Origin of the sequence: Kitasatospora sp. NPDC059646, assembly GCF_042734615.1 — a bacterium.
Taxonomy (GTDB): domain Bacteria; phylum Actinomycetota; class Actinomycetes; order Streptomycetales; family Streptomycetaceae; genus Kitasatospora.
Genome location: NZ_JBHWDS010000008.1, coordinates 1 through 20,371, shown reverse-complemented (window position 1 = coordinate 20,371; position 20,371 = coordinate 1). Strand labels below are relative to the sequence as shown.

Annotated in this window: 18 protein-coding genes; 11 read left to right on the top strand and 7 right to left on the bottom strand. The window is 74.9% G+C overall.

Translation table 11 applies throughout. The annotated features are described in order from the left end of the window. Window positions 1-51: 51 nt before the first annotated feature. Window positions 52-846, top strand: coding sequence for a sugar phosphate isomerase/epimerase family protein (locus tag ACFV1L_RS07470; protein WP_380363773.1), 795 nt, complete (start codon window positions 52-54; stop codon window positions 844-846). Continuing rightward, a complete protein-coding gene (locus tag ACFV1L_RS07465) occupies window positions 825-1,373 on the top strand; it encodes a GNAT family N-acetyltransferase (protein WP_380363771.1) in 549 nt (182 codons plus the stop codon). Before ACFV1L_RS07470 ends, ACFV1L_RS07465 begins: the two co-directional genes overlap by 22 nt. A 40-nt stretch (window positions 1,374-1,413) precedes the next feature. Here ACFV1L_RS07465 and ACFV1L_RS07460 read toward each other — a convergent pair whose 3' ends face one another. Continuing rightward, entirely contained in the window at window positions 1,414-2,688 is a 1,275-nt protein-coding gene (locus tag ACFV1L_RS07460) for a VanZ family protein (RefSeq protein ID WP_380363769.1), read from the bottom strand. Window positions 2,689-2,867: 179 nt separating this feature from the next. Between ACFV1L_RS07460 and ACFV1L_RS07455 the strand changes: the two genes are divergently transcribed. Next, the gene (locus ACFV1L_RS07455; RefSeq protein ID WP_380363767.1) at window positions 2,868-3,638 is read left to right on the top strand and encodes an MBL fold metallo-hydrolase; all 771 of its coding nucleotides are present in this window, start codon (window positions 2,868-2,870) and stop codon (window positions 3,636-3,638) included. Here ACFV1L_RS07455 and ACFV1L_RS07450 read toward each other — a convergent pair. Both ACFV1L_RS07450 and ACFV1L_RS07445 read right to left on the bottom strand, forming a co-directional pair. Further along, window positions 3,635-4,294 carry a hypothetical protein gene (locus ACFV1L_RS07450; RefSeq protein WP_380363765.1) on the bottom strand — a complete coding sequence of 220 codons (660 nt, stop codon included), beginning with the start codon at window positions 4,292-4,294 and terminating at the stop codon, window positions 3,635-3,637. The genes ACFV1L_RS07455 and ACFV1L_RS07450 overlap by 4 nt on opposite strands. 52 nt (window positions 4,295-4,346) lie before the next feature. Then, entirely contained in the window at window positions 4,347-5,432 is a 1,086-nt protein-coding gene (locus tag ACFV1L_RS07445) for a substrate-binding domain-containing protein (RefSeq protein WP_380363763.1), read from the bottom strand. A 202-nt stretch (window positions 5,433-5,634) separates the two neighbouring features. On the opposite strand from ACFV1L_RS07445, the gene ACFV1L_RS07440 reads away from it, so the two are divergent. Beyond that, the gene (locus ACFV1L_RS07440) at window positions 5,635-7,641 is read left to right on the top strand and encodes a carbohydrate binding domain-containing protein (protein WP_380363761.1); all 2,007 of its coding nucleotides are present in this window, start codon (window positions 5,635-5,637) and stop codon (window positions 7,639-7,641) included. 19 nt (window positions 7,642-7,660) lie between these two features. Here the strand turns inward: ACFV1L_RS07440 and ACFV1L_RS07435 are convergent, their stop codons facing one another. Further along, window positions 7,661-9,271, bottom strand: a complete 1,611-nt coding sequence (locus tag ACFV1L_RS07435; protein WP_380363760.1) for an ABC-F family ATP-binding cassette domain-containing protein — start codon at window positions 9,269-9,271, stop codon at window positions 7,661-7,663. A 531-nt stretch (window positions 9,272-9,802) separates the two neighbouring features. Here ACFV1L_RS07435 and ACFV1L_RS07430 point away from each other — a divergent pair. The 3 genes from ACFV1L_RS07430 to ACFV1L_RS07420 all read left to right on the top strand — a co-directional run bounded on the left by ACFV1L_RS07430 (window position 9,803) and on the right by ACFV1L_RS07420 (window position 12,923). Beyond that, on the top strand, window positions 9,803-11,449 hold the full coding sequence (locus ACFV1L_RS07430; protein ID WP_380363758.1) for an ABC-F family ATP-binding cassette domain-containing protein: 1,647 nt from the start codon (window positions 9,803-9,805) through the stop codon (window positions 11,447-11,449). 63 nt (window positions 11,450-11,512) lie between these two features. Further along, window positions 11,513-12,193 (top strand): nitroreductase family protein, encoded by a 681-nt coding sequence (locus ACFV1L_RS07425; RefSeq protein WP_380363757.1) that lies wholly within the window; start codon window positions 11,513-11,515, stop codon window positions 12,191-12,193. 136 nt (window positions 12,194-12,329) lie between these two features. Beyond that, a complete protein-coding gene (locus ACFV1L_RS07420) occupies window positions 12,330-12,923 on the top strand; it encodes a GNAT family N-acetyltransferase (protein ID WP_380363756.1) in 594 nt (197 codons plus the stop codon). Window positions 12,924-12,987: 64 nt separating this feature from the next. Here the strand turns inward: ACFV1L_RS07420 and ACFV1L_RS07415 are convergent, their stop codons facing one another. Further along, window positions 12,988-13,611, bottom strand: coding sequence for a TetR/AcrR family transcriptional regulator (locus ACFV1L_RS07415; RefSeq protein WP_380363754.1), 624 nt, complete (start codon window positions 13,609-13,611; stop codon window positions 12,988-12,990). 172 nt (window positions 13,612-13,783) lie between these two features. Between ACFV1L_RS07415 and ACFV1L_RS07410 the strand changes: the two genes are divergently transcribed. Next, window positions 13,784-14,416 carry an FMN-dependent NADH-azoreductase gene (locus tag ACFV1L_RS07410; RefSeq protein ID WP_380363753.1) on the top strand — a complete coding sequence of 211 codons (633 nt, stop codon included), beginning with the start codon at window positions 13,784-13,786 and terminating at the stop codon, window positions 14,414-14,416. Window positions 14,417-14,627: 211 nt separating this feature from the next. After that, window positions 14,628-15,194, top strand: a complete 567-nt coding sequence (locus ACFV1L_RS07405) for an NUDIX domain-containing protein (protein WP_380363752.1) — start codon at window positions 14,628-14,630, stop codon at window positions 15,192-15,194. A 48-nt stretch (window positions 15,195-15,242) separates the two neighbouring features. Here ACFV1L_RS07405 and ACFV1L_RS07400 read toward each other — a convergent pair whose 3' ends face one another. Next, the gene (locus ACFV1L_RS07400; RefSeq protein ID WP_380364006.1) at window positions 15,243-17,561 is read right to left on the bottom strand and encodes a Tex family protein; all 2,319 of its coding nucleotides are present in this window, start codon (window positions 17,559-17,561) and stop codon (window positions 15,243-15,245) included. Window positions 17,562-17,776: 215 nt separating this feature from the next. On the opposite strand from ACFV1L_RS07400, the gene ACFV1L_RS07395 reads away from it, so the two are divergent. Both ACFV1L_RS07395 and ACFV1L_RS07390 read left to right on the top strand, forming a co-directional pair. Next, window positions 17,777-19,057: a glycosyltransferase 87 family protein gene (locus ACFV1L_RS07395; RefSeq protein WP_380363750.1), complete on the top strand. Its 1,281-nt coding sequence runs from the start codon at window positions 17,777-17,779 to the stop codon at window positions 19,055-19,057. Window positions 19,058-19,084: 27 nt separating this feature from the next. Then, on the top strand, window positions 19,085-19,477 hold the full coding sequence (locus ACFV1L_RS07390; protein WP_380363748.1) for a PPOX class F420-dependent oxidoreductase: 393 nt from the start codon (window positions 19,085-19,087) through the stop codon (window positions 19,475-19,477). A gap of 7 nt (window positions 19,478-19,484) precedes the next feature. Here ACFV1L_RS07390 and ACFV1L_RS07385 read toward each other — a convergent pair whose 3' ends face one another. Then, on the bottom strand, window positions 19,485-20,243 hold the full coding sequence (locus ACFV1L_RS07385; protein WP_380364005.1) for an SGNH/GDSL hydrolase family protein: 759 nt from the start codon (window positions 20,241-20,243) through the stop codon (window positions 19,485-19,487). Window positions 20,244-20,371: the final 128 nt, after the last annotated feature.

The following is a 20,371-nucleotide window of genomic DNA, read 5'->3' as shown; positions in this document are numbered from 1 at the left end:
CCCGGCGCTCCTCCCGGCGGGCGCCGGGACCGCCCCACCCCGAGGACCTCCATGCCGCTCGCCTTCTCCACCCTCGGCCTGCCCGGGCACTCCCTGGACGCCGTCCTCGCCCTCGCCACCGCACACGGCTGGCAGGGCCTCGAACTCCGCGCCGCCCCCGGCGAACCCGTCCACACCGGCCTGAGCTCCACCCGACGCCGCGCCGCCGCACGGCAGTTCGCGTCCGCGGCCGTCACCCCGCTGACCGTCGCCTCGTACGTCGGCATCGCCGAGCCCGGCCCGGACGCCCCCGTCCGCGCCGAACTGCTCGCGCACCTCCACCTCGCCGCCGACCTCGGCGCCCCGTACGTCCGGGTCTTCCCGCGCGGCGGCGCCGACCCGTCCGAGGGCGCCCGGACCGCCGCCCGGCGGCTGCTCGAACTCGCCGACACCGCGGCCGACCTGGGCGTCGCCGTGCTGGTCGAGACGCACGACTCGCACCGCTCCGGGGCCGCCCTCGCGGCGCTGCTCGCCGGCGCCCGCCACCCGGCCGTCGGCGCGCTCTGGGACGTCCTGCACACCTGGCTGGCCGGCGAGGCCCCGGCCGACTCCCACCGCCTGCTCGCCCCCCGCCTCGGCTACGTCCAGGTCAAGGACGTCGCCTCCGCCGACGACCTCACCCCGCTCCCGCTCGGTGCGGGCGTCCTCCCCCTCCCCGCCTGCCTGGACCGGCTGCCCCCGGACACCTGGGTCTCCTGGGAGTACGAAGCCCCCTGGCATCCCGCCGCCGCCCCCTTCGCACCCCTGCTGGCCGACGGCCGGTCCTACCTGCATAGGCTGACGGGATGTTCGAAGGAAAGCTGGTAAGGCTGCGTGCGCTGCGCTCCGAGGACGCGCAGCACCATCTCCGGTGGCGCAACGACCCGGAGGTGGTGCGCTGGGCCACCGCCGGAGACCCCGGCTTCGGCCCGGTCACGGCGGAGGCGGTCGCTCTCGGGTTCGACACCATGCTGCGCCTGAACCCGCGGGAGTCGGCCGTGTTCACGGTCGAGGACCTGGCGGGCGGGAACGCCATCGGCATGGTCGACTACCGCGACCTCGACCCGTACGCGGGCGTGGCCACGCTGGGAGTGACCATCGGCGAGCGGGAGTTCTGGGGGCGCGGCCACGGCAGCGAGGCGATGCGGCTGCTGGTAGACCACCTGTTCGGCGCGTACGGCCTGCTGCGCCTGGAGCTGGACACCTGGAGCGGCAACGAGCGTGCCGTGCGCGCGTTCTCCCGGCTGGGCTTCCGCGAGGAGGGCCGCCGCCGCAAGGCCGTACTGCTCGACGGGAAGCGCTACGACAGCGTGCTGTTCGGGATGCTCCGCGAGGAGTGGCCGAACCGGGGCTGACGGCCCGGGCGGCCGTCGTGGACCGTCCGGGCCGGCGGCTTCAGCCCCGCTGCGCCACGATCAGGCCGGTGACGGCGTCGACGAACGCGACGGCGCCCGAAGCCTTCGCCTCGCCCGGCCGGACCAGCTCGACCGACCAGCACGGCCGCCACCGGCCGTCGATCCGCTTCGCCAGCAGGGTCGTTCCGCCCGCGCGGGAACCGGGCAGGGCGGCGACGGCCTGCTGCGTCGCCGCCTCCGCGGTGACGGTGGGGTGCGGCAGTTCGGGGTCGGCGTCCCGGCCGGCGGCGGAGGCCGTGACCCGGCCGGCGGCGGAGACGGTGACGTCCAGGCGCATCGGCATCAGGACGTGGTCGGCGTTGTAGCGGCGGTAGCTGACCAGGTGGCCGCCGTCCACGGGGGTCAGGGTCGGGCTCGCACCGGCCGTGACCTCGGGGAACCAGGTCGCGGCGAAGTCCGCTCCCACCTTGAGGAGCTGATCCGGCGTCAGCGTCTGCGCTCCCGCCGGGGCGTCGGCCGCGGTGCTGCCGAGGAGGCGCCCGCCGGGCCACTCGATCCGGAACCGGCCGCGGTCGGTTCCGGCGTCGAGGACCGGCCGGGACGGGTCCTCGGGGTCGACGGTCTCCCGGGTGACCTCCAGCAGGGTTCCGGGCCCGAAGAGTTGGACGGCGATGCGCTGCGGCACCTCGGCGCTGCCGGTCCCGGGGCCCGCGCCGAAGCCCGCCGGGTCGTGGTGCAGCGGCACGAACAGCAGGACCGCGGCCGAGACGGCCGCGAAGCCGGTGCCGGCCGTGGCGAGGGAGTGCAGGGCGTCCCGGCGGCCCGACAGCGGCCGGTGACGGCGGATCAGCTGCCACAGGACCGCGGCGGCCGTGCCGACGGCCGCGCCGAGAGCGTTGTCGACCAGGTCCGCGCCGTCGCAGGAGCGCCCGGTGCCCAGCAGGGTCTGGCAGATCTCGGTCACCCCGGAGAGCACCACGCCGCCGGCCAGGACGGTCAGCGGCCGCCGCAGCGCGAGCACCCCGAAGAAGGCCACCGGCACGTACATGGCGAGGTTCATCAGGCCCTGCTGCGTGGTGGCGGTGTCCCACACGCCGGAGCCGATCGAACAGGTCGGCTTCCCCCACGAGCCGGAGCTGGTCGGCGTCAGGGTCGCCGCGACCTCCCCCGCCACCGACAGGGCGAACAGCACCGCGACGAGCACCGGCCGGTCCCTGCGCCGGGCCAGCCACAAGGCCGTCCCGCCGAGGATCAGGCCGAGCGCGGCGAAGGTCGGGAACAGGGCGGGAGCGGCGGAGAGGGAGGCTTCGATCATCGGTCTTCCGGTTGCGGTCGGGAACGGCCGGAGGCGGCCACTGACCCGGAGAGCCTTCCGCATACCGTCGATCCGAACAAACGAACCAGGTGAACCCGCTTCTGCCGCACAGGAATTGACCGGCCGTCGGGTCGCCGCAGGCTGCGGCGCGGGTTGAGGACAGGCCCTAGGATCCCGGGGTGACCAACGCTCCGCTCCACCTCACCGTCCTGGGCAGCGCCACGCCGTACCCGAGCGTCGACAACCCGTGCTCCGGCTACCTGGTGGCGGGCGGCGGCACCCGGATCTGGGTGGACGCCGGCACCGGGACGCTCGGGCCCCTGCAGCGGCACGTCCGGCTGGACCGGCTCGACGCGATCTGGATCTCGCACCTGCACGCCGACCACAGCGCGGACCTGCTCACCGCGTACTACGGCCTGCTGTACGCGGACCTCCGCCCGGCCGCCCCGATCCCGCTGTTCGGCCCGCCCGGCACCGCGGACCGGCTGGCCGGGTTCCTCACCAACTCCGGCACCCGCAGCCCCGTCGAATCCGCCTTCGCCGTCACCGAGTTGACGGACGGACACCGGGCGACCGTCGGCACCCTCGAACTGACCGCTCGGGCGGTCTCCCACGGCATCCCGGCGTTCGCGCTCCGGGTGGCGACCGGCGGCGCCGCGCTGGTGTACTCGGGCGACACCGCCCCCTGCCCGGGCCTCACCGAACTCGCCGCGGACTGCACCGCGTTGCTCTGCGAGGCGGAGAGCTCCCGGCCGCCGGCCGACGGCCCCCGGGTCCACCACACCCCCGAGGACGCGGGCGCCACGGCGACGGCCGCCGGGGCGCGGCGGCTGATCGTCACCCACGTCGGCCGCTCGCTGACGCCCCGGCAGGCCGTCGCCCGCGCCGCGACCCGGTACGCCGGCCCGGTCGAGTACGCCGCCCCGGGCACGGGCCTCGCGATCGGCTAGCCGATCTCCGCCAGGTCCTCCGCCAGGTCGGCCGGGCCGAGTCCGGGGTTGAGGGCGGCCACCAGCTCGTCCGTCAGCGGCTCGCCGGCGAGGACGGCGCGGACGGCGGCCAGGTCGACCTCGGCCTCCAGGTACTCCTCCGCGTGCGCGTGGTACGCCTCCGGCCGACGGTCCGTCAGCAGGGCGAACAGGCCGTCCGCGCCGTCCGGGTCGGGGCCGGCCGGGAAGTCGATGCTGCCGTGCCGCCAGGCGGTGTCGGCGTTCCGGCGCCACAGGCAGACCGTCACCGCGGGGACGTCGTCCTCGTCGCCGAACGCCGGTTCGGCGAGCTGCCCGGCGAAGACCGCGGGCACCTCGTCCAGCACGCCGGGCCACACCTGGCGGTCCTCGTGGCCGTACGGGCTCATCTCCGCCTCGTGGGCGAAGCCGCGCACGAGCACCCCGGCCGGGGTGAAGACGATCGCGTACTCGTCGCCGCTGCCGTCCCGCATCGAGGCCAGCTGCTCGCCCGCGGCCGCGTTCCACCGGGAGTCGTAGGAGAAGTACCGGTCCGGCCGGTCGGGCAGCAGGATCGCGTCCAGGACGGCCAGCGCCCGGCAGTGGGCGCGGAGTTCGGCGATCCCGGGCAGCCCGGCGGCGACCTGTTCGACAGTCATGCGGGGCATTCAAACAGCTCGCACGGACAGGCCGGGCCGCCCAGGGGAGGCGTCAGGCCGGGCCGTCGCCGCCGCAGGAGGTGCGGACCTTCAGGGCGGGGAGGAGTTCCACGTGCAGCGCGGGCAGGGCGGCGCCGCCGTCGAGGCGGCGCAGCAGGATCTCCAGGGCAGTGGCGCCGACGGCCTTCTTGGGCGGGGCGACGGCGGTGAGCGGGGGCGCGGCGAGGGCGGCGAAGACGTCGTCGTAGGAGATCAGGGCGACGTCCTCGGGGACGCGCAGGCCGCGGGTGCGCAGCAGCGGCGGGAGCTGGATGGCGTCCTGGTCGTTGTGGACCAGGACGGCGCGGACGCCGTCGGCGGTGGCGTCGGCGATCTGCTGGGCGACCCAGTCGGGGTCGGAGCCGGTGAGCGGCGCGCCGGGGCGGTGCATGTCGATCACGGGGCGGGGTTCGAGGCCGAGCAGGGGCGCGGCCTCGGCGTAGCCGGTGCGGACCTGGTGGGCCGTCCAGGTGTCGGCGCGGGCGGCGAGCAGGACGCTGCGGTGGCCGAGTCCGGCGAGGTGGCGCAGCGCGAGCAGGACGCCGTGGCGGTGGTCGGAGCCGACGGCGTCGAGTTCGGCGGCCCGGCTGCCGGGGTCGGCCTTGCGCTCCACCAGGACGGCGGGGACGGGGAGTTCGGCCAGCCAGTGCTGGTCGCCGGGGTGGTGCGGCGGGTCTCCGGGCTGCCAGTTGGGGGTGAGCAGCAGGCCGTCGACGCCGGATTCGAGCAGGCGGTCGACCTGGGCGCGGTCGTCGCGGGCCTCGTAGGCGGCGATGCCGAGGACCAGGCGGGCCCCGGCGGTGGCGGCGGCGGCGCGGGCTCCGGCGATCACCTCGTCGAAGTAGCCGCCGACGGTGGGCACCAGCATGCCGATGACCCGGTCGTGGCGGCCGGGTCGGGCGTTCGGGCCGCTGTCGGGGAGGGCGACGGAGCCGTGCGAGCGGGCGAGTTCGCCGGCGTCGGCGAGGGCGGCGACGTCCCGGCGGACGGTGACCGCGGGGATGCCGAGGCGGGTGGCCAGGTCGACCACCCGGACGGTGCCGAGGTCGCGCACGGCCTGCAGGATCCGCGCCCGGCGTTCGTCTGCCGTGACGGTCATGGCGTCCCCTCCTGGTTAGGGCCGCGGGCCCGGTCGGGCCGCGGTGGCAGCGGGGTCGACGGACGACACCCCTGCCGATCACTTTTTATCATTCGATCGCCATTCGATCGAAAGGTCTGAAGTTATTGACTCGATCACATGGCGAACCTACGGTGCCGAATCGGGCGCCCCATCCCACCCTCCATTCTCGGGAGTCCGCACGATGCTCCTGCACCGTCCCCTTCGGCGTGCCCTGCCACTGGCACTGGCCGCCGCCACCCTCCTGACCCCCGCGCTTCCGGCGACCGCGGCGAGCGCCGCCACCGCCGCCGGCACCGCCTGGTACCTGGACTGCTCGGCCGCGGCCGACGGCTCGGGCAGCCAGGACAGCCCCTGGAACAGCCTCGCCTCCGCCAACGCGCACCTCTTCCGGCCCGGTGACCAGTTGCTGCTCAAGCGCGGCACGACCTGCACCGGCACCCTGCAGCCGCAGGGCTCCGGCACGGCCGGCGCGCCGATCGTCCTGGCGGGCTACGGTACCGGCACCGCCCGCCCGGTGGTCGCCGGCGACCCGGCGAGCAGCCAGAACGCCGCCGTCCACCTCTACAACGTGGAGCAGTGGGAGATCCGCGACCTGGAGATCACCTTCCGGGACACCGCCGCCGCCAAGCGGGAGCGCAACGGCCTGCTGGTGGAGATCGCCGACCTGCCGAGCGGCGTCGGCACCCACTACCTGGTGGACGACGTGTACGTGCACGACGTGAACGGCGACGCCACCAAGTGGTCCAACGGCATCCAGTTCCGGGTCTCCGGCACCGCCGTCCCGACCAACTTCGACGACGTGGTGGTGCAGAACTCGCAGATCGCGCACGTCGACCGCGAGGGCCTGACGAACCGTTCGACCTGGATGTGCCGGCCGAGCTACGGCACCGGCGACGGCTGCGGCACGACGAACAACTGGCGGGCCACCACCCGGCTGGTGTTCCGCGGCAACACGATCCAGGACACCGGCGGCGACGGCATCGTGGTGCGGGCCGCCGACCACGCGCTGGTCGAGCACAACACCGCCTTCGACCTGGCGATGCGCCCGATGGGCTCGAACGCCGGGATCTGGACCATCAATTCGGACTGGACGACGGTCCAGTACAACGAGGTGCACCACGTGCGCCGGCTGTCCGACAACAACGACGGCATGGCCTTCGACTCGGACTACGGCAACAACGGGGCGCTGTTCCAGTACAACTACAGCCACGACAACCAGGGCGGCTTCATGCTGTTCTGCGGTGCGTGCGGGGCGGGCTCCTCCTCCACCGGGACGGTGGTGCGGAACAACCTGAGCCGGGCCGACCAGAGCCGCTGGCTGTTCGCGGTCGGTGAGAAGAACGCCCGGATGTACAACAACACCGTGTACCTGCCGGCCGGTTCGACCACCGCGATCGTCCAGCAGGGCTCGGGCACCTCGACCACCGCGATGAGCGGCAACCTGTTCTACAACCTGGGCAGCGGCGGCTACACCGGCTTCGGCGGCAGCGTCTACAAGCCCGGCGACTTCAGCTGGGACGCCAACGCCTTCTACGGCGCCCACCCGGCGAACGAGCCGGCCGACGCCCGCAAGTTCACCGCCGACCCGCAGCTCGCCGCCCCGGGCGGCGCCGACCCGGCCGACTACCGGCTGGGCGCGGCCTCCCCGGCCCGGGGCGCGGGCGCCGTCGTCCCGGCCAACGGCGGACGGGACTACTTCGGCGCCCCGGTGCCGCAGGTGTGCCGCCCCGACATCGGCTTCCAGCAGGCCAGTGCCTTCGACGACGCGGGCTGCAGCACGCCCGACCCCGTCCGCAACGGCGGCTTCGAGGCCGGGGCGCTCGCCCCGTGGACGTACTACGGCGGTGTGCAACTGGACACCGCGAACCCGCACAGCGGCAGCGCCGCCGTCCGGGTCGGGCCGGCCCAGGCCGCCGCCGAGCAGGTGGTCTCCCTGCAGCCCAACACCGCCTACCGGCTGACCGGTTGGGGCCGGGTGTCGGCGGCCGGCACCGAACTGTCGCTGGGCGTCAAGGAGTACGACACGGCCGGCTCCAGCAACCGGGCGGCGTTCACCGCGACCGGCTGGAGCCAGGGCTCGGCCGTCTTCACCACCGGGCCGACCGCCACCACCGCGCGCATCTACTGCTACGCGCGCAGCGGCAGCGGCTACGGCTGGTGCGACGACGTGACGGTGACCAGGGCCTGACGCCCCGCCGGCCGGCCGGTCAGCGCGGATCCACCGGGCGGAGCTCACCCGCGTCCCACTCCAGCCAGCGGGTGATGCCGATCTCCCGCAGGAACGGGTAGTCGTGGCTGGCGACGATCAGCGAGCCCCGGTAGCCCGCGAGGGCCTGGGTGAGCTGGCGGACGCTGGCCAGGTCCAGGTTGTTGGTCGGCTCGTCGAGCAGCAGCAGCTGCGGCGGCGGGTCGGCCAGCAGCAGGGCCGCCAGCGTGGCCCGGAAGCGCTCGCCGCCGGACAGCGTGCCGGCGGGCTGGTCGGCCCGGGCCCCGCGGAACAGGAACCGGGCGAGCCGGGCCCGCACGTCGTTGTCGGTGGCGGCCGGGGCGAACGCCTTGACGTTCCGGAAGACGGTGGCCCCGTCGTCCAGCACGTCGAGGCGCTGCGGCAGGTACCGCATCGGCACCGGTGTGGTGATCATGCCCTCGGCCGGGGCGAGTTCGCCCGCGACGGTGCGCAGCAGCGTGGTCTTGCCGGAGCCGTTGCGGCCGATCAGCGCGACCCGCTCGGGGCCGCGCAGCTCCAGGTCGACCGCGCCGCCGTGGGCCAGGCGGACCTTCTCCAGCATCAGCACGGTGCGGCCCGCGGGGACGGCCGTGCGGGGCAGGTCGATGCGGATCTCCGCGTCGTCCCGCACCGCCTCCTCGGCGGCGGCGAGGCGCTCCTTGGCCTCGTTGAGGCGTTCGGTGTGCATGCCGCGCAGGCGGCCGGCCGTCTCCTCGCCCTTGGCCTGCAGCTTGTCGGCCAGCGCCTTCGGGTCGTTGCGCCGCACCGAGCGGGCCTTGCCGTAGGCGGCGGACTTGGCGAGCCGCTGGGTCGCCTCCACCAGGTTGCGCTTCTGCCGCTTCACGTCGGCCTCGGCGTTGCGGACCGTCCGCTCGGCGGTCTCCTGCTCGGCCGCCAGGGTCTCCTGGTAGGCGCTGAAGTTGCCGCCGTACCAGGTGACTTCGCCGTCCCGCAGGTCGGCGATCTGGTCGACCCGCTCCAGCAGCTCCCGGTCGTGGCTGACCAGCAGCAGCACGCCGGGGAAGCCGGACACCGCGTCGTACAGCCGGGCCCGGGCCTGGGCGTCCAGGTTGTTGGTGGGCTCGTCGAGCAGCAGGACGTCGGGGCGGCGCAGCAGCAGGGCGGCGAGGTGCAGCAGGACGGCCTGGCCGCCGGAGAGTTCGCCGGTGGTGCGGTCGAGCTCCAGGCCGGTCAGGCCGAGCCGGTCGAGGGTGGCGCGGGCGCGCTCCTCGACGTCCCAGTCGTCGCCGACGGTGGTGAAGTGCCGTTCGTCGACGTCTCCGGACTCGATGGCGTGCAGGGCTTCGCGCTGGGCGCGGATGCCGAGCGTCTCGTCCACCCGCCGGCCCGCGGCGACCGTCAGGTCCTGCGGCAGGTAGGCGAGTTCGCCGGAGATCCGGACGGTGCCGGCGGTCGGGGTGAGTTCGCCGGCGATCAGCCGCAGCAGGGTGGACTTGCCGGCGCCGTTCAGGCCGACCAGTCCGGTGCGGCCGGGGCCGACCGCGAGGTGGAAACCGCTCAGCACGGAACGGCCGTCGGGCCATTCGAAGCCGAGGTCGGTGCAGAGGATCGAGGTGGTGGGTTGCGCCATGGAGGGCCTCCGTTGGTTGCCGTGGGAAGGGGACAACACGGGGAGACACCGGGGACGCGGGTACGAGAAGGGCCGTCACGGGGCCGGAAGGGAACCCGCACGGGAGCCGCTGGTCGCTGCCCTGCCGAGGTCGCACTCGCGCCCGCACGCCGAAGTACCCGGAATCGACACGGGTGTGGCGCAGCGCGGTGTCTCATGACCTCAGACAAACAACGGCGTTCTCCAGACATGCGGAAATGTGACGCCTCCGAGCGTAGGGAACACCGCCGCACCCGTGCAACGGAATTAAGTCCCGTCCCGGGCGGCGCGGCCGGTCGCGCGGTCCGACGCCACGGGGCGCGCCCGGCGTCCAGGACGGGCCGGTCGCCGCCGACGCGGAAGCGGCCGGTGCGCTCGGCGGGGGGACGCAGGTCCGGAGCCGCGGCGGCCACCGGCGGCCGGCCCCGGTGAGCGCGGCGCGCGGCCACCGGCGGGCCCGGGTCGAACGGCCCGGCGGGGAGCGCCCGGCCCGCCGTCTAAAATCGACCCATCATGACTGCCACTCTCGTCGTCAAGGACCTCGCCGCCGGCCACGGTGAGCGCACGCTGTTCTCCGGGCTGGACCTGGTCGTCGCCCCCGGGGACGTGATCGGGCTGGTCGGGGTGAACGGCGCGGGGAAGTCCACCCTGCTGCGGCTGCTGGCCGGGCTGGACGCGCCGGAGGGCGGCAGCCTCAGGCTGAGCCCGCCGACGGCGAACGTCGGCCACCTGCCGCAGGAGCCGGAGCGCCGGGAGGGCGAGTCGGTGCGCGACTTCCTGGCCCGGCGGACCGGCGTCGCGGCGGCGCAGGCCGCGCTGGACGAGGCCACCGAGGGCCTGGTGGAGGGCCGACCGGGCGCGGACGACGCGTACGCGGCGAGCCTGGACCGCTGGCTGGACCTGGGCGGCGCGGACCTGGAGGAGCGGGCCGAGGAGGTCGCCGACCAGCTGGGCCTGAAGGTGTCGCTGGACCTGCCGATGACGGCGCTGTCCGGCGGCCAGGCGGCCCGCGCGGGCCTGGCCTCGCTGCTGCTGTCGCGCTACGACGTGTTCCTGCTGGACGAGCCCACCAACGACCTGGACCTGGACGGCCTGGAACGCCTGGAGGCGTTCGTCAAGGGCCTGCGCGCGGGCACCGTGCTGATCAGCCACGACCGCGAGTTCCTGGCCCGGACGGTGACCAGGGTGCTCGAACTGGACCTGCACCAGAACCAGGTGAACCTGTACGGCGGCGGCTACGAGTCGTACCTGGAGGAGCGGGCGATCTCCCGCCGGCACGCCCGCGAGCAGTACGAGGAGTACGCGGACACCAGGGCCGGGCTGGAGGCGCGCGCCCAGATGCAGCGCAACTGGCTGGAGCACGGCGTGCGCAACGCCCGCCGCAAGGGCGGCGACAACGACAAGAAGGCCCGCGCGCAGCGCGCCGAGTCGACCGAGAAGCAGGCCGCGAAGGCCCGCCAGACGCAGCGGATGATCGAGCGGCTGGACGTGGTGGAGGAGCCCCGCAAGGAGTGGGAGCTGCGGATGGAGATCGCCGCCGCGCCGCGCTCCGGCTCGGTGGTGGCGACGCTCCGTCAGGCCGCCGTGAAGCGCGGCGGGTTCGCGTTCGGGCCGGTGGACCTGCAGATCGACTGGGCGGACCGGGTGGCGATCACCGGCGCGAACGGCGCCGGCAAGTCGACGCTGCTGGCGGCGCTGCTGGGCCGGCTGGAGCTGGACTCGGGCAGTGCGGCACTCGGTTCGGGCGTGCGGATCGGCGAGGTGGAGCAGGCCCGCGGCCACCTGTTCGGCGGCGACGCGGAGCGTGCGCTGCTGGACGCGTTCTCCGCCGCCGTGCCGGACCTGAACCCGGAGGACGTCCGCACCCTGCTGGCCAAGTTCGGCCTGAAGGCGGTGCACGTGCTGCGGCCGGCCGCGACGCTGTCGCCCGGCGAGCGGACCAGGGCGGCGCTGGCGCTGCTGCAGGCCCGCGGGGTGAACCTGCTGGTGCTGGACGAGCCGACGAACCACCTGGACCTGCCCGCGATCGAGCAGCTGGAGTCGGCGCTGGCGTCCTACACCGGGACGCTGCTGCTGGTCACCCACGACCGGCGGATGCTGGACACCGTGCAGGTGAACCGGCGGCTGGTGGTCGCGGACGGCAGGGTCGCCGAGGCCTGATCGGCAAGTCCTGGCAAGGCCGGGTCTTCCACTCGGCGTGCGCCGTGTGCTGTGCTGTCGCCCATGGTTGACAGTGCATCCACCACCGAGGCGCCGTCCTTCGCGACGGTGCCGCTCCGCCCGATGAGCGTGCCCGCCCAGGTGGCCGCGGAGCGCTGCCGGGACTTCCACGAGGTGATGGCGCAGCGCCGCACCGTCCGCGACTACTCGACCCGTCCGCTGCCCGAGGGCGTGCTGGAGTGGGCGATCCGCACGGCGGCGACCGCGCCGAGCGGGGCGCACGTGCAGCCGTGGCGGTTCGTGGTGGTGACCGACCCGGAGCGCAAGCGGCGGCTGCGGGAGGCCGCCGAGGCGGAGGAGCGCGAGTTCTACGCGCACCGGGCGTCCGACGAGTGGCTGGCGGCGCTGGCGCCGATCGGCACCGACTGGCGCAAGCCGTTCCTGGAGGACGCGCCCGCGGTGATCGTCGTGTTCGAGGTGCACAAGGGCCCGAACTCGCCGCGCCCGTACTACACGAAGGAGAGCGTCGGGATCGCCGTCGGGCTGCTGCTGGCGTCGCTGCACCAGGCGGGCCTGGCCACCCTGACGCACACGCCGAGCCCGATGCGCTTCCTGAACGAGATCTGCGACCGCCCGCAGGAGGAGCGCGCCGCGTACGTGATCCCGGTGGGGTACCCGGCGGACGACGCCCGGGTGCCGGACCTGGAGCGCAAGGCGCTGGACGAGGTGATGGTGCGGCTCTGAGCGCCACCGGGCGCGGGCGCGGACGGGGCGGCGCTCCGGCGTGCGCGGCCCCGCCCCGGCCCGGGCGGTGAACGTGCCGTGAGAGTACGGAATATCCGCTGGTGGGCGCGGTCGCGGATGGCCCATACTCCGGATCATGAGTCACTCCACCGACGCTCCTGACAACACCGTGCGCCCGCTGACCGCGGGCCGGCCGCCCGAGCTGCTGCCGCTCGGCGGCGGCGCGCACCTGCGCCGCCGCCGCGTGGCGGACGCGGCCGGGCTGAACGCCGCGGTGCTCGCCAACCTCGACCACCTGCGTCCGTGGATGCCGTGGGCCGCCCAGGCGCCGACGCTGCCGGAGAGCGAGCAACTGTCGGTGCGCGGCGAGCAGGTCTGGGACGAGGGCACCGACTTCATGTACCTGCTCGGGCTGGACGCCGAACCGGCCCTGGTGATCGGCGGGTTCGGCCTGCACGGCCGGATCGGCCCGGGCGCCCTGGAGATCGGCTACTGGGTGCACCGCGAGCACACCGGCCGCGGCCTGGCCACCGCCGCCGCCCGCGCCCTCACCGAGGCGGCGCTCGCCCTGCCGGGCATCACCCGGGCGGAGATCCACTGCGACGAGTCGAACGCCGCGAGCGCCGCGGTGCCGCGCAAGCTCGGCTACACGCTGGACCGGATCGACGCGGCGACGCCGACCGCCCCGGCGGAGACCGGCCGCAAGATGATCTGGGTGACCGGGGCCTGACGAGGTCCCGGCTGCGACCGACGGGGACGGCCGACGGCCGTCCCCGTTCGCGTTCCCGGCCGGTTCAGCGTCCGGCGAGCCGTTCGACCAGTGCCTGCCAGCTGTCGGCGAGCAGCGTGCCGAGGTCGCCGTTCCCGCAGCGGCCGACGGCCTGCTCGGGGGTGGGCGGGTCCATCGCCAGGAAGAGCAGCGGGGGGCCTTCGAGGGCGCTGGTGAGCTGGAAGGCGAGGGTGTCCAGGTCGCGCAGGCCGAGGTCGGCCCGGCCGAGCAGCATCCGCAGGTGCGGCTGGGTGAACACCGGCCCGCCGGACGGGACGGCGCCCTTGCGTTCGATCGCGGCGCGGGCGAGGTCGTGCCGGGCCAGCAGGAAGCGGGTCCGTTCGCGGCCGTAGGCGATCAGCCGGTCGACCGGGTCGGCGCCGGGGCCGAGCGGCGGCGGGCCGGACATCACCTGCTCCTGGAAGCACTGCTCCTCGGCGTCGAGCAGGGCGCGGAAGATGCCGGCCCGGGTGCCGAAGCGGCGGAAGACGGTCCCCTTCCCCAGGCCGGCGCGTTCGGCGAGCCCGTCCATGGTGACTTTCTCGGTGCCCAGTTCGGCGATCATCGCGCGGGCCGTGCAGAGCAGGGCCTCGCGGTTGCGGGCCGCGTCCGCGCGCTCGACCGGGGGCTTGCCGAAGGGGACGTCCATGGCTGCCAATTTACCTTCCGAGAAAAACGGGGTAAAGTCCGGTTCGTCGAAGCGGGGTAAAGTCCGGTTCGGCCCCGCAGGCGGCCCGCCCGAGACCGCCCCACCCGCCCGTCCCGTCCCGTTCGCGTCCGCCGCTCCCCCGGCGGGCGGCCGGAATCCGAGGAGAACTGTCATGCACCTGTTCCGCCTGGACGCCAGCATCCTGCCCGCCACCTCGACCAGCTCCGAGCTGGCCGACGCCGCCCACGCCGAGTGGACCGCCGCCCACCCCGAGGGCACCGTCACCCGCCGCCACCTGGGCACCGACCCGCTGCCCGGCGACGTCTGGGCCCCCGCCACGCTGGCCGCCTTCACCCCCGAGGACCAGCGCACCGACGAGCAGCGCGCCGCCGTCGCGCTCGGCGCCGAGCTCGCCGAGGAGCTGCGCACCGCGGACGCCGCGATCATCGCCGTGCCGCTGTACAACTGGGGCGTCTCCCAGCACTTCAAGACCTGGGTCGACGTGGTGATCGCCGGCGCCGGCCCGTCCGACCAGCTGCTCAAGGACAAGCCGGTCGTCCTGGCCACCTCGCTCGGCGGCGGCTTCGCCCCCGGCACCCCGCGCGAGGGCTGGGACCACTCCACCCCGTACCTGGAGCGCATCCTGCGCGACGTCTGGGGCGCCGACCTCACCGTCGTCCGCCGCGAACTGACCCTCGCCGCCGTCAACCCGGCGATGGAGGGCCTGCGCGGCCTGGCCGCCGAGTACCACACCCAGGCCCTGGACGCCGCCCGCGACGCCGGCAAGAACCTGGTCCGCGCCTGACGGGCCGACAGCAGCCGGGCGTCGGACGGGGATTCCCCCCCGGCCGGCGCCCGCGGCCGTCCGACGGGGAATCCCCTGGGGCGGCCGGGAGGCCACCGGGAGGTGACCTCCCGGTGCGGCGAATTGCCGTGCGGCCACCGGAGGGTGACGTTCCGTCCGATTTGTTGACCGTCCGGGTTCGGTTCCGCCCGGCCCGGACTACGATCGATCGATGACGGACACGACGCGCAGAGCAGACGACAGAGCCGCGGTCGCGGCCAGGTTCCCGGCCCTCCACGCGCCCCAGCGCTGGGAGTGGGGCGGCATCGACGCCCAGTTCACCACCGAGCTGCCGCCGGACGAACTGGTCACCAACATCCACCTGGTGGGGTTCACCGAGGGCCGGGTGGTCCTCTGCCGCGACGTGCGCGGCCACTGGTTCCTGCCCGGCGGCACCCGCGAGGCCGCCGAGAGCATCGAGTCCTGCCTGGCCCGGGAGTTGCGCGAGGAGGCGGGCGCCCGCCTGATCGGCCCCCCGACCTGGATCGGCCACCACCTCGCGGTGTCCGACGGCCCCTCCCCGTACCGCCCGTGGCAGCCGCACCCGGTCAAGGCGTGGCTCTGGGGCTGGGCGGAGGTCCTGGTCGACTCGCTCCCCACCAACCCGGCGGACGGCGAGCAGGTCCTCGAAGTCCGCCTCACCACGCCCGAGGAGGCGCAGTCCCTGCTGTCCCGCCACCGCGACCCGTGGTGGCCCGAACTCGTCGCGCTGGCCGCGGAGTCCCGCAGCGGCGGCTGACGGCGGACGGCCGGTCCGCGGCGGGACCGGCCGTCGTGGGCGGGGCTGCTACTTGCCCAGGCCGGCGCGGCGGAGGGCGTCGGCCATGGCGGAGTTGGCGGGGGCGGGCGGGGTGCGGTCGGCCTGGCGGCGGTCCTGGCGCGGGGGGCGGCTGTCGCGGCGGCCGCCGCCCTCGCGGGGCCCGGCGGCGGGCCGGGTCTCGTCGTCGAGGCGCAGGGTGAGACCGATGCGCTTGCGCTGGACGTCGACGGCGGTGACCTTGGCGCGGACGATGTCGCCGGGCTTGACCACCTCGCGCGGATCCTTGACGAAGTTCCTGGACAGCGCGGAGACGTGCACCAGGCCGTCCTGGTGCACGCCGATGTCGACGAAGGCGCCGAACGCGGCGACGTTGGTGACCACGCCCTCCAGGACCATGCCGACTTCCAGGTCGGAGATCTTCTCGACGCCGTCCTTGAAGGTGGCGGTCCGGAAGGCGGGCCGCGGGTCGCGGCCGGGCTTGTCGAGCTCGCCGAGGATGTCGGTGACGGTCGGCACGCCGAAGGTGTCGTCGGCGAAGTCGGCGGGCCGCAGCGAGCGCAGCACCGCGCCGTTGCCGATCAGGGCGCCGAGTTCGCCGCCGGTCGCGGCGAGGATGCGCCGGACCACCGGGTACGCCTCGGGATGGACGGCGGAGGCGTCGAGCGGGTCGTCGCCGCCGGGGATGCGCAGGAAGCCCGCGCACTGCTCGAACGCCTTCGGGCCGAGCCGCGCGACGTCCTTCAGCGCGCGCCGGGTCCGGAACGGACCGTTCGCGTCGCGGTGGGCGACGATGTTGTCCGCGAGCGTGCCGGTGATGCCGGAGACCCGGGTGAGCAGCGGCGCGGAGGCGGTGTTGACGTCGACGCCGACGGCGTTGACGCAGTCCTCGACCACGGCGTCCAGCGAGCGGGAGAGCTTGAGTTCGCTCAGGTCGTGCTGGTACTGGCCGACGCCGATCGACTTGGGGTCGATCTTGACGAGTTCGGCCAGCGGGTCCTGCAGGCGGCGGGCGATGGAGACCGCGCCCCGGATGGAGACGTCCAGGCCGGGCAGTTCCTGGGCGGCGAACGCGGACGCGGAGTACACGGACGCGCCGGCCTCACTGACCATCACCTTGGTGAGCCCGAGCTCGGGGTGCCGCTTGATCAGGTCGGCGGCGAGCCGGTCGGTCTCCCGGGACGCGGTGCCGTTGCCGATCGCGACCAGGTCGACCCGGTGCTCGGCGGCCAGCCGGGCCAGCGTGGCGAGCGCGGCGTCCCACTTGTTGGCGGGCTGGTGCGGGTAGATCGTCTCGTGCGCGACGACCTTGCCGGTGGCGTCGACCACGGCGACCTTGACGCCGGTGCGGAAGCCCGGGTCGAGGCCCATGGTGGCGCGGGTGCCGGCGGGAGCGGCGAGCAGCAGGTCGCGCAGGTTGGCGGCGAAGACCCGCACCGCCTCGTCCTCGGCCTCGGCGCGCAGCCGGGTGCGCAGGTCGATGCCGAGCCGGACCAGGATCCGGGTGCGCCAGGCCCAGCGGACGGTGTCGGTGAGCCACTTGTCGGCGGGGCGGCCGCGGTCGGCGATGCCGAAGCGGGCGGCGATCCGCTGCTCGTAGTCGCTCGCGCCGGGCAGGTCGGCCTCCTCGGCGCCGTCGTACGGGGAGAGTTCGAGGTCGAGGACCTCTTCCTTCTCGCCGCGCAGCATCGCCAGGATCCGGTGCGAGGGCAGCTTGGTGTAGGGCTCGGCGAAGTCGAAGTAGTCGGCGAACTTGGCGCCGTCCTGCTCCTTGCCGTCGCGGACCTTGGCGACCAGCCGGCCGCGGGTCCACATCCGCTCGCGCAGCGAGCCGACCAGGTCGGCGTCCTCGCCGAAGCGCTCGACCAGGATGGCGCGGGCGCCCTCCAGTGCGGCGGCGGCGTCGGCGACCTGCTCGTTGGTGTAGCCGGCGGCGAGCGCGGCCGGGTCCTGCGAGGGGTCGGCGAGCAGCGTGTCGGCCAGCGGTTCGAGGCCGGCCTCGCGGGCGATCTGGGCCTTGGTGCGCCGCTTGGGCTTGTACGGGAGGTAGATGTCCTCCAGCCGGGCCTTGGAGTCGGCGGCGAGGATCTGCGCGCGCAGCGTGTCGTCCAGCTTGCCCTGGGAGTCGATGGACTCCAGCACGGCGGTGCGGCGCTCCTCCAGCTCGCGCAGGTAGCGCAGCCGCTCCTCCAGGGTGCGCAGCTGGGTGTCGTCGAGGGCGCCGGTGGCTTCCTTGCGGTAGCGCGCGATGAAGGGGACGGTCGCTCCGCCGTCGAGCAGGCCGACGGCGGCCTGCACCTGGTTCTCGCGGACGCCCAGTTCCTCGGCGATCTTGCGTTCGACGGGCATGGTCACGATGCCGGTCACCCTTTCTGACGGTTGCGCGTGGAGTCGCCCGTGCATTCTGGCAGGTCCGGCCGACGGAATCCGGCGGGCCGGGTGGCCGAGGGGTGCGTGGCGCGTTCCGGGGACGTGCGGGGACACGCGCCGGTGCCGGGCCGGGCCCACCCGATTTGTCTGATATGAGATGGATCCGATGATCGCCCGACGCACTGGAGGACACGGTGGTGCAGGCCCCCGACCGGCCGATCCGCTGGACCCGCCCCGTGACCTGGCCCCGCGAGGTCCTCGCGCTGGCCGCGTACTGGCTCTCCAGCCGGATGCTGATGGTCGGTCTGGTCCGCTCCGGCAAGACCGAACCCGCCATCGAGGTGCACCGGCTGTACCACGGCTGGGCCGAGGTGCTGCGCACCGGCAGCTTCCCGGTGGACGACGTCGGCTGGCAGTACCCGCCGGGAGCGGCGCTGCCGATGCTCGCGCCCACCGCGGTGCCGTTCCTGACGTACCTTCAGGCGTTCGTCGGGCTGATGGTGCTCGCCGACGCGCTGGCCCAGTTCGCGCTGCTGCGGGCCTCGGCGGGCCGGCCCGGGCGGTCCACCTCGGGGGCCTGGCTGTGGGCCCTCGCCCTGCCGCTGCTGCTCGGACTGCCGTACGCCCGCTACGACGTGGCGGTCACCGCGCTGGCGGTGGCCTCGCTCCTGCTGACCGCCGCCCGGCCCCGCACGGCCGGGGCGCTGGCGGGGATCGGCGCCCTGCTCAAGGTGTGGCCGGCGCTGACCGTGCTCGGCACCCCGCGCGGCCGCACCACCCGGCAGGTCTGGACCTCCGGCGCCGCCGCCGCGCTCGCCCTGCTGCTGGTGCTGGCCGCCGCGTTCGACCACGTCCTGGACTTCCTGCCGGCGCAGCGCGCCCGCGGCGTGGAGATCGAGTCGCTGGCCGGCTCGGGCTTCCAACTGGCCCGGCTGTTCGGCTGGCCGGGCCGGGTCGAGCAGCGCTACGGCTCGATCGAGTTCCTCGGCCCGTACGTCCACCGGGCCTCGCAGCTGTCCCTGCTGATGACCGCGGTCGCGTTCGCCTGGCTGCTGCTGTGGCGGCTGCGGGCCCGCCGCTGGACCGCCGCCACCCCGTACGACGCGGCGCTCAGCGCGGTGCTGCTGTTCACCGTGACCAGCCGGGTGATCTCCCCGCAGTACCTGGTCTGGCTGATCGGCCTGGCCGCGGTGTCCCTCACCGTCCGCGGCACCAGCCAGCGGCCGGTGGCGCTGCTGCTGATCCCGGTGGCGGGGCTGACCACCGTCGACTACCCGCTGTTCTTCGACGCGGCGCAGGCCGGCGGCTGGCGGCCGACCGCGCTGATCGTGGCCCGCAACGCGCTGCTGCTGGGCGCGGGCCTGTGGTCCGCGGGCCGGCTGTGGCGGGCCACCGTGCCGTCCGCCGCGGACCGCCGGGCCGCGGCGGCGGCGGCCGGGCCGCAGCCGGACGCCGACCCGGTCCGCTCCGCCTGACCGGCCGTCGGCCGTACACTCGCCGCCATGGCCGACACCGCGCTGGACCGGCTCGCCGCCGGCAGTTACCTGCTGATCACCAGTTACCGCAAGGACGGCAGCGCCGTGCCGACGCCGGTGTGGGTGGTCCGCGACGGCGACGCCCTCGGGGTGTGGACCGTCGCCGACTCGTGGAAGGTGAAGCGGATCCGGCGGCGCGCCGACGTCCTGGTCGGGCCGTGCGACGTGCGCGGCAACCCGACCGGCGAGGCCGTCCCGGCGACCGCGGTGGTCGCCGACCCGGCCACCACCGAGCGCTACCGGCGGCTGATCGCCCGCAAGTACCGGCTGATCGGCCGGCTCACCCTGCTCGGCAGCCGGCTGCGCCGCGGCCGGGACGGCACGGTCGGCCTCACCATCCGCCCCACCGGACCGTCCTGACGCCGCGTCAGGCCTGGTACGGCAGCAGCTCGGGGCGCTTCGCGGGGCGCCCGTCGCCGGAGGAGCGGCCGCGCAGCCGCCGGCCGATCCACGGGCCGACGTGGGTGCGCAGCCAGCGGGCGTCGTCGCGGAGCCTGCGGCCGCGGGTCCGGGTGTCGGGTTCGGCGAGCGGCGCCCGCCAGTCCTCCTCGGACGGGCGGCCGAGCGCCTCCAGCACGGCCAGCGCGACCCGGCGGTGGCCCTCCGGCGACAGGTGGAGCCGGTCCTCGGCCCACAGGCGGCGGTCGTCGAACGCGGGCGCCGAGAACAGGTCGACCAGCACCGCCCGGCCGGGGTTCTCCCGCACCGTCCGCTCGACGAAGGCCTTCATCCGCAGGATCGCGGGCAGCAGCCGGGCGCTGCCGGCCATCCGCCGGGTCGGGTCGGTGGAGGTGAACAGCACGACGGTGCGGCCCTCGGCGACCAGCGCGGCGGCGCACTCGCCGAGCCGCCGCTCCACCTCGGCGACGTCGCAGCCGGGGCGCAGCACGTCGTTCAGCCCGCCGGCCAGCGTCACCAGGTCGGCGTCGGTCGCCGCGGCCAGGTCGACCTGCTCGTCGCGGATCTGGCCGATCAGCTTGCCCCGGACGGCGAGGTTCGCGTACCGGAACCCGTCCTGCTCCGCGGCGAGCGCCTCCGCGACGCGGTCCGCCCAGCCGCGGTACTCGCCGCCGGGCAGCACGTCGTCGCACATGCCCTCGGTGAACGAGTCGCCCACCGCCACCATCGCCCGGTACTTCCGCACGCCGCCTCCAGGGTTGTCCACCCGCCAACCCTACCGAGGCGTAACCACGGGCTCGGCCGGCGAGGGCGAGGCCGGCAGGCCCGCGCGGCCAGGACGGGCCCGTCCCGGCC